At 34.9% G+C, this 6,985-nt stretch carries 6 protein-coding genes; 3 read left to right on the top strand and 3 right to left on the bottom strand.

What is annotated here, in order from left to right:
• The 3 genes from WC223_13560 to WC223_13550 form a co-directional block, all read right to left on the bottom strand.
• A partial coding sequence (locus tag WC223_13560) for a M48 family peptidase (protein MFA6925267.1) occupies positions 1 to 280 on the bottom strand: 280 nt, incomplete at its 3' end.
• Between the two features lie 27 nt (positions 281 to 307).
• Positions 308 to 580, bottom strand: coding sequence for an ATP-dependent Clp protease adaptor ClpS (locus tag WC223_13555; GenBank protein ID MFA6925266.1), 273 nt, complete (start codon positions 578 to 580; stop codon positions 308 to 310).
• Between the two features lie 203 nt (positions 581 to 783).
• Positions 784 to 2,382, bottom strand: coding sequence for a S8 family serine peptidase (locus WC223_13550; GenBank protein ID MFA6925265.1), 1,599 nt, complete (start codon positions 2,380 to 2,382; stop codon positions 784 to 786).
• 419 nt (positions 2,383 to 2,801) lie between these two features.
• Here WC223_13550 and WC223_13545 point away from each other — a divergent pair, with 419 nt between their 5' ends.
• From WC223_13545 to WC223_13535, 3 genes are all read left to right on the top strand, one after another.
• Positions 2,802 to 2,969 (top strand): methylenetetrahydrofolate reductase, encoded by a 168-nt coding sequence (locus tag WC223_13545; GenBank protein MFA6925264.1) that lies wholly within the window; start codon positions 2,802 to 2,804, stop codon positions 2,967 to 2,969.
• Positions 2,970 to 2,975: 6 nt separating this feature from the next.
• A complete protein-coding gene (locus WC223_13540) occupies positions 2,976 to 3,743 on the top strand; it encodes a hypothetical protein (GenBank protein MFA6925263.1) in 768 nt (255 codons plus the stop codon).
• 197 nt (positions 3,744 to 3,940) lie between these two features.
• On the top strand, positions 3,941 to 6,985 hold a 3,045-nt coding region (locus WC223_13535), incomplete at its 3' end, for a hypothetical protein (GenBank protein MFA6925262.1).

The raw sequence follows: 6,985 nt of genomic DNA, 5'->3' as shown, positions 1-6,985 counted from the left end.
CCCACTTAAATCCTTCTATCCTTTTCGACTGCCCTCCACTTTTTAAAAATTGCGTAACTGCCTGAGTTATTTTTGTACCGACATTTTTAACCATTATAGTATTTTTATCGCTTGCAGGCGCAGGGGGATTCTTTGAAATAAAATCCCTGTAACTTGTAAGACCCATATTTATCATTGTGCTTTCGGGAAGCATTTTTATTTGCTTCCTCCCTGTAATGGGAACTTTGGCACACGATATAAAAGCCAATAAAGTTGAAATAATAATTATTTTTTTCATCATTCTGAATAAATTTAAAAATATTTCTAATTATTCAATTTCTGCATTTAAACCCTTTACCAACAATCCTTCGAGAAAAGGACGCAATTCTTTTTCCGAGCCTGTTCTTACAGAACATCTTCCTTTATAATGCGTAAGCATGGTGCATTGCTCTGCTTGTTCAGCATCATGTTTGCATACTTCAATTAACGATTTTATCACATACTCGAAACTATGATGCTCATAGTTGTACAATAACAACTCTTTTTCGATACCTGACAAACCGCTTTTTTCTACTTTTAATTTTGTTCGTTGTTTTACCATATAAAAAAATTTACTCCAAAAAAATATCAAATAAACATAAAAAACAAATTTTTAAGTATTTTTTTGAAAACAATAAATTAATTGTAGTTTGAGTTTTTTAAGGCAAGAAAGTTTTCTAAATAATTTTCGTAAAACAAATGTCAACTGATAACCGCTCACCGAATATTTAAAACAGATTGTTGCTGAATTAATTTGTTAATATTTTACATAACAATAATTTTTTTTGAATAAATTTTATTTTTTAATTCTACATATAATATATAAACACCAGGAAAAAGCTTTTGATTGATTTCATGAGCAAGTGATGTAAAATTTTCAGCATATACAATTTTTCCTGTTATATCAGTAATCTGAACCTTTATTGGAAGTTGTTCTTCATTTCCTGGAATTAAAACTTTTATTTTGCCATCTGTTGAAGGATTAGGATATACAATAACATTATCAAAAGAAGGATTTTGCGATAATGCCTTATAAGCATTAACTCTGCCATATCCATAATATTTATCCCAACCGGGTGTATCTTCAGGAAGACCTCCGACCATATCATCCGCTGAATTTTCAATGATTTTTTTTATAAACAAAGGCGTTCTTTTAGGATTCTGGGCTAAAAGCAAAGAAGCTATTCCTGTTACATGAGGCGTAGCTTGTGATGTTCCGCTTACATGTACATCACAATTGCTTATTGTATTTGACAAACCATAAATAATATTTCCCGGAGCAACAACAGATATATGAGAACCATAGCTGCTGCCATAAGCATAATTCCACACACATCGTGTATCGTCAGAATTTGCTGCTCCAACAGCAATAACATTGTCATAAGCGGCAGGATAATTTTTTACTTCTTTATTTGAATTGCCCATTGCAGCTACAACGACTACATTATGGCTGACAGTATATTTTACCGCATCAGCAATTATAGTGCTACTTTGATTTGAACCCAAAGACATATTTATTACATTTGCTCCGTTATCAACAGCATAATAAATTGCCTCAGCAATTTCCGAATCATATCCCAATCCATCAAGTGTCAGTGCTTTTATTATCATCAGTTTGCACTTCCAATCTATTCCTGCGTAACCAATGCCGTTGTTTCCTGTTGCTCCAATTATGCTTGTAACGTTTGTTCCGTGCCCATTATCATCCACAGGATAATTGTTATAGCTGAAAACCGTATGACAACCTTTATAATCGTCAATAAAACCATTATTGTCGTCATCAATGTTATTATCGGGTATTTCATCTTTATTTATCCATATTCTTCCGACAAAATCAGGCTCATCTAATTTACATCCGGTATCAATAATTGCAACAATAATATTGCTGTCACCCCGAGTTATTTCCCATGCTCGTTCCATATCAATATCCGCCCCGGCAATTGATTTGTATTCTGTAAAAGTTCCATTATTATTCAATGCCCACTGCATTTGATAACATTGGTCATTGGGTGTAATTCTATTGTTCCCATAAGCTTCAACTTTGTAATCGGGTTCAGAATATTCAACTTCATTGATTTTTGAGTATTCCGATATTATTTTTTTTAGGTCTGTCTTATCAGGAAATGTCAATACTAAAATATTTACTTCACTATTTTTTACTCTTATTTTACGGATATTTTCAACATTGTATTTTATATTTATTTCGTCAATACTTTTTATTCCAATGCAATTAATATTTCTTCTATTTTTCAAATCATATTTTACATTTTCTTTTAGTTTGACAATTATTTGCGAAAGTCGCATTGAATTTTGCCCATAAACGTTTGCTGCAATAAGTATTATTAATAAAAATATTTTTCCCATTTTTTAAAATCTGCAATGTGATGCAAAGATATATTTTATTTTTGATACCATCTTTATCTGTATAATTCAAGTTACTCCCCGAAATTCATTATCATTTTCAAGAATGCAACATCAGCAATATCAGGCAAATTGTCATTATTAATAAATTTTGCCCCGTGTTCCCTCAGTTGACATTAAGCAGATAAAAAATGACACCAAGGGAAACGAGACAAAAATCTTAAACTAAATCTATTTTACAATATTACATTGGAAATTGAGATAAGTCAATTGCTTTTTAGAATTTGCCAAGATTTTTTGAGAATTCGTTGAAATGTTTTGAGAATTCGTTGGAAAAAGTATTCGGGTATGTTGTATTGTTTTTTTTGATATTCAATTATTTATTGCTTATTTTGTATCACTTTTTACTTTTAGCGGACAATATGTGGATTAATATAGAAGCAGTATCATCTTTTGGTATTAACTTTGCTGCAGACCAATGCAGAGCTTTGCTTAAAACCGATATTCCCGGAATTCACTTTTATACAACGGACAGAAGCGAATCTGTTGCCGGAATATTAAGCAAACTAAAAAACGAAAATCTCTTATAAAATTTTGTGCTTAAAAAAAAATACATATTATTTATTTTAGTAACATTTGCTTTTATTCCATGCAATGCACAAAACGGAAAAAGTAAAAGATATTTTTATAAATTTATTTACAGCATATTCAGCGAAAAAGAAGTAAAATCGTATAATCGTAATACTAAAAATACAAAAGGTTCAAATTCTTTCAGCAGTAGTAAAAGAAAAGTTGTAAACAAAAATTCTGTTTTTAAATCCGATAAAAAGGAAAAATCATATAACAGAAAATTCAGGATTTTTTCTTCATCTTCAAAATACAGCAGTAAAAACAGAAAGGTACAAAACAAAACGTTCTTTTTCGGTCCGGATATTAAAATTAGTGCATTCAATAGAAAAGTAAAAGCTTTTATTCCAACTTCTAAATATAACAGCAAGCACAGGAAAGTTGAGAGTAACGAAAGCTTTTTTTCGTTCAGACCTAAAGGACTTTGTGAAAGAAAAGACTCATATAGCCGCGAGTGGCACGGCGGAGCTTCAGCTTTTACTTTTAGCAGAAAATTGAGAAAAGTTGTTAAAAAGAGATTACTTGGAATTTTTACAATTAATAAAAGAGAAGGGGAAAACCTCAGTTTTCACGGAGCAGATTATAAAAACAATAAATTCTATGTTTATAAAAAGAAAGAAAAGCGTATAAAACATCCGAGAAATATTTTCGGAAAGCACAGAAAAGAAACAGAAAACAAACACAAAAAGCCACAGATGCGGCTCTTTCCCAAAAGCATGTATGATTTTACGGAATAATAGTTATTGGTTAATTGTCATTAGCCGCCTCCAAAAACCAGTTCTTCTTTATTGAACTTTACATTTCATATATTTTTCCCAATTTTTAAAAGAATTAATTTTCCTTTATTGCAACCAATTGTTTATTTTTATTGTCTAATCTCTTAAATTAATATAATTTTACAAAATTAAGTTTATTTATTTTAAGCAATAAAAAAATGAAGATGCTTACTATTAAAACATTAACTTTCGCACTAACTATCATTTCGACTTTGTTTTCCTCAAAATTATTTAGCCAAACATATCTGATAAGCGACCCGGGCACTGTTTCAACCTGTGCAGGCAATTTTTACGACGATGGAGGAGCATCGGGTAATTTTGCGACAAATAAAAAATATATTAAAACTTTTTGTTCTGATGACCCAAATAAATGCGTAGTTGTTACTTTTAATAGCTATAATTTATTTAATGGCTCAAAATTAGTTGTTTATGATGGCCCTGACACGAGTTGGGCTGTTAAGTCCACAATAATTGGGACAAGTTCTACGCCGCTTGTATTAGGTTCCAGCTCAGTTCCAGGTGGCTGCTTAACTTTTGCATTTACAGCAGGGTCAATGCCATCTGCCGGATGGGATGCAACAATATCCTGCACATCGTCTTGTACATTGCCGGATACAATATCACCTCAGGATTGCGGAGGGGCAATTCCCGTATGTCAATACACCTTCGTACAAAACCAGTCATGGACAGGATACGGCAATCTTCAGGATCAGGTTAATGGCTCTTGTTTAACTCCTGAGACAAACTCGGTATGGTATAAATTTACTGTACAAACATCGGGAAATTTAAGTTTTTTAATTACGCCATCGAATTCTCTTGATGATTATGACTGGGCTTTGTTTAATCTAACCGGTTCTTCCTGCAGTAATATAGGTCCAAGCAAGATTGTTAGCTGTAATTCGAGCGGCAATCCACTTGGAGAAACTGGAATGTCAACGGCTAAAGGAGGCACTTCAGACAACAATGGTCCATCCAGCGGTAGTCCTCCATCCAATGTAAATCCATACAATAGGGATTTATCCGTAACAGCGGGACAAACGTATTATTTGTGTATAGAAAATTTTAATGGTGCTACTAGTCAAGGATATACTTTAGATTTCAGCAGTTCTAGTGCTTCAATTTTTGATAATGTCAAACCTGTTTTTAATAATATTTCTGAAACCTGCGGCACTTCAACCATAACATTAAACTTCAGTGAAAAAATTAAATGCAGCACGGTTGAACCGGCTGACTTCACATTAACCGGTCCCGGCGGTCCCTACACAATTACAAAAGTATTTACTAAAAATTGCCTTAAAGAAAACGGTTCAAGCACATTCGATGTTACAGTAAGTCCCCAATTTAGTGCCGGCGGAAATTATACTTTTTGTCTTGTTAACACATCAGGTTCCGTTACTGATTTTTGTAATAATGTTGCTGACCCTGTTTGCTTTAATTTTTCGTGTCCTCCCACTCCTCCTGTTGTACAGATTACAGGAGGGAGCATATGTAACGGAAGTTGTTTTACAATTAATTCAAGTGTTACAGGAGGAACTCCAACGTTCACTTACATTTGGGCACCAGGCAGCAACAGCACTGGCACTTACAGTGTTTGTCCCACCGTAACCACCACATATACATTGACTTTAACAGATGGTGCAGCAACAAGCGCATCCTCATCAGCAGTTGTAACAGTTTATCCTTCACCAAATATTACTGCCATTGGCGGTACGGTTTGCAATGGTTCATCAACACCAATATCTGCAGATGGCGGTGCTAATTATACATGGAGTAATCCGCTCGGAACAGGACAGTCTAAAACTGTATCTCCTTCAGCTAATATCACATACTTCGTAACAGGGATAGATGCAAATGGATGTACAGGTACTGCTTCATGCGCTGTTATTGTTAATAACATTATTTCACCAACAGTAAATGATATTGCAATTTGTAATGGAGCAACTGCTACTTTAACGGCAAGCGGAGGAAATAATTATACGTGGACGCCTGGAGGACTGACCGGTTCAACAATAACAGTAACACCTACTACCACAACAACATATTTTGTGAACGCAACAAATACTTTCGGATGTACCGGTACAGTTTTTGCCACGGTTACTGTTAATTCCTTGCCAACAATTACAGCAACAGGTGACATGAAGTGCTTGGGTGTAATAGCGACTATTAGCGGTAGTGGAGCAGGAAGTGGTACTTATTTGTGGAATAACGCTTTAAATACAGGACAAATAAAAACAGTAAATCCTACTCAAACTACTATATATAATGTAACCGGCACAGATGCGAATACTTGCACAGGTACTGCTTCATGCACAGTTACAATAAATCCATTACCCACAGTTACAGCCACAGGAGGAACTATTTGCATTGGAGCATCGCAAATAATAACAGCGAATGGAGCAAATACATATTTATGGAATAATGGACCTGGTGGAAGCTCTCAAACTGTAACACCTACAGCAACCGCTACTTATATTGTAACCGGAACGGATGTCAATGGATGTACAGACACTGCATCATGTGTAGTTACTGTTAAAAGTACTCTCACTCTTACAACTTCGGGAGCTGAAATCTGCAATGGAGTGTCGGCAACAATTATTGTAAGCGGAGCAGGAGATAGCGGTACTTATACATGGAATAATGGTGGTGTTCAGGGCAGTTCGCAAATTGTATCACCACCGACAACTACTACATATATTGTAACAGGAACAGACCCTATAATAGGTTGTACCGGCTCAAATTCAGCAGTAGTAATTGTTAATCAAAACCCGACAGTATCAGTGGCAAACAAAGCAGTATGTTTTGGAGTAGCAGCAACACTAAATGCAACCGGCAATGGAGGAACCCCAACATACACATTTAACTGGTCGCCCGCAACCGGCTTAAACCAAACCACCGGACAAACAGTAACAGCAAGCCCGACAATAACCACAATATACACAATAACGATAGCAGACAACGAAGGATGTACCGGGATAAACACAGTAACAGTAGGAGTATCAACACAAATAGTACCTGTTGCCACACAACAAACAGCAACCTGCGGACAATCAAACGGAATGGCAATGGTAGCAACAAGTGGAGGCACACCACCATACACATATTCATGGAACCCCGGAAATTATAACACAGATATAATAATAAATATCCCATCAGGAAGCTATACGGTAATAGTAACCGACACGTTTGGATGCACGGCAACGACA

Source organism: Bacteroidales bacterium (assembly GCA_041671145.1).
Classification (GTDB): Bacteria; Bacteroidota; Bacteroidia; order Bacteroidales; family JAHJDW01; genus JAQUPB01.
The sequence above is the reverse complement of the archived record's forward strand: the minus strand, read 5'-3'. Positions and strand labels throughout refer to the sequence as shown.

Coding starts and splice junctions, on each gene's coding strand:
- WC223_13550 (MFA6925265.1), bottom strand. CDS start 2,382: ATGGGAAAAATATTTTTATTAATAATACTTATTGCAGCAAACGTTTAT.
- WC223_13555 (MFA6925266.1), bottom strand. CDS start 580: ATGGTAAAACAACGAACAAAATTAAAAGTAGAAAAAAGCGGTTTGTCA.
- WC223_13545 (MFA6925264.1), top strand. CDS start 2,802: ATGTGGATTAATATAGAAGCAGTATCATCTTTTGGTATTAACTTTGCT.